A 2,255-nucleotide genomic window follows, 5' to 3' on the forward strand; every position below is an offset into this window, starting at 1 on the left:
TGTCGACGACGCGCTGAGACTGACCCCGTAGCGACGGATTGGGACTGACCCCTCCGAGGCTGGAGGGGTGATCACATTGGAAGGCTGGGCTGAGATCCGTCGGCTGCATCGGGCCGAGGGTGTTGCGATCAAGGAGATCGCGCGTCGGACGGGGTTGGCGCGCAACACGGTCCGTTCGGCGTTGCGGGCCGAGGCGCCGCCGTCGCGTGAGCGCGGGCCGCGCGGGTCGGTGGTGGACGAGGTAGAACCGCAGATCAGGGCGCTGCTCGCGGAGTTCCCGCGGATGCCGGCGACGGTGATTGCGGAGCGGATCGGGTGGACGCGTTCGCTCACGATCCTCAAGGACCGGGTCCGTGAGCTGCGCCCGTTGTTCGTGCCGCCGGATCCGACTGACCGGGTCTCCTACGACCCGGGCGAGGTCGCCCAGTGCGATCTGTGGTTCCCGCCGCAGCCGATCCCCGTCGGCCGCGGCGACGAGAGGATCTTGCCGGTGCTGGCGATGACGTGCGGGTACTCGCGGGTGACGGACGCGGTCATGATTCCCAGCCGGAGGGCCGGGGACATCCTGGCCGGGATGTGGGAGATCGTTGCCGGGTGGGGTGCCTGCCCGCGCATCTTGGTCTGGGACCGGGAGGCTGCGATCGGCGGCACGGGCAGGCTCACGAGTGAGGCGGCGGCGTTCGCCGGCACGATCGGGGTGCGCATCCGCCTGGCGCCTCCGCGGGATCCGGAGTTCAAGGGCCTGGTCGAGCGGCGTAACGGGTTCTTCGAGACCTCGTTCCTGCCGGGGCGGGTGTTCACCTCGCCGTTCGACTTCAACGACCAGATGAGCGACTGGCTGGTGGAGCGGGCGAACACGCGGGTGCTGCGCGCGATCGGGTCGACCACACCGACGGCGCGGTGGGCGGCGGACCGAGCCGCGATGGTGGCCCTGCCGCCGATGGCACCCGCGATCGGGCTCACGCACCGAGTCCGGCTCGGGCGCGACTACTACGTGCGCATCGACTCCAACGACTACTCCGTGGACCCGCGCTGCATCGGCCGGTTCATCGACGTCCTGGCCACCCCCACGAGAGTCGTGGCCTCCTGCGCTGGACAGGTCGTAGCCGACCACGCCCGCGACTGGGGCCACGCGCGCACGATCACCGACCCCGAGCACCAGGCCACCGCACGCATGCTGCGCCAGGACCTCGCTGCTCGCCGCCACCAACAACAGCGCTCGACCCGCTCGCACGCTGACGGGCACGTCGTGGCGATCCGTGCCCTGCCGGACTACGACGCCCTGTTCGGCGTGGACTTCGACCCCCGCCCCAACCCCGGGACGGTCCAGGAGACAGCAACTGCTGAAGGGAAGTAGATGACCACCACCACGAAACCCAGACCGGCTCCGGACGGGCTCGGCTCCAAGCTCGCCTACCTGGCCCGCGTGCTGAAGACCCCCACGATCGCCCGTACCTGGGAGACCTTGGCCGACCAGGCACGCCAGGCGAACTGGTCGCACGAGGAGTACCTCGCCGCCGTCCTAGAACGACAAGTCGCCGACCGCGAGTCCGCCGGCACCACGATGCGGATCCGCACCGCGCACTTCCCGCAGGTCAAGACCCTCGAGGACTTCAACCTCGACCACCTACCCAGCCTGCGCAAGGACGTCCTCGCGCACCTGGCCACCGCGACCTTCGTCCCCAAGGCGGAGAACGTGATCCTCCTCGGCCCGCCCGGCCTGGGCAAGACCCACCTCGCGATCGGGCTCGGGATCAAGGCCGCACAGTCCGGGCACTCCGTCCTGTTCGACACCGCGACGAACTGGATCGACCGCCTCGCCCGCGCCCACCACGCCGGCCACCTGGAAGCCGAGCTGAAGAAGATCCGCCGCTACAAACTGATCATCGTCGACGAGGTCGGCTACATCCCCTTCGACACCGACGCAGCGAACCTGTTCTTCCAGCTCGTCGCGTCCCGCTACGAGACCGGCTCCATCCTCGTCACCAGCAACCTGCCGTTCGGGCGCTGGGGCGAGGTCTTCGGCGACGAAGTCGTCGCCGCCGCGATGATCGACCGGCTCGTGCACCACGCCGAGGTCCTCACCCTCGCCGGCGAGTCCTACCGCACCCGAGCCCGCCGCGAACTCCTCGCCAAGGACCGCGACAAGTAGGACGAAACGACGACCGAGGGGTCAATCCCAATCCGTCGTTAGGGGGTCAGTTCCAGTCCGCCGTTGACACGCGCGGCGGATTGCGCTCGAGCTCGCAGGCGAG

At 69.5% G+C, this 2,255-nt stretch carries 2 protein-coding genes; both read left to right on the forward strand.

The window, feature by feature from the left end:
* Window positions 1-67: 67 nt before the first annotated feature.
* Window positions 68-1,357, forward strand: coding sequence for an IS21 family transposase (istA, locus tag AC6CH9_RS20760; RefSeq protein ID WP_498156591.1), 1,290 nt, complete (start codon window positions 68-70; stop codon window positions 1,355-1,357).
* On the forward strand, window positions 1,358-2,152 hold the full coding sequence (istB, locus tag AC6CH9_RS20765; RefSeq protein ID WP_498156592.1) for an IS21-like element helper ATPase IstB: 795 nt from the start codon (window positions 1,358-1,360) through the stop codon (window positions 2,150-2,152).
* Window positions 2,153-2,255: the final 103 nt, after the last annotated feature.

Source organism: Cellulosimicrobium sp. GQ32 (genome assembly GCF_059758455.1).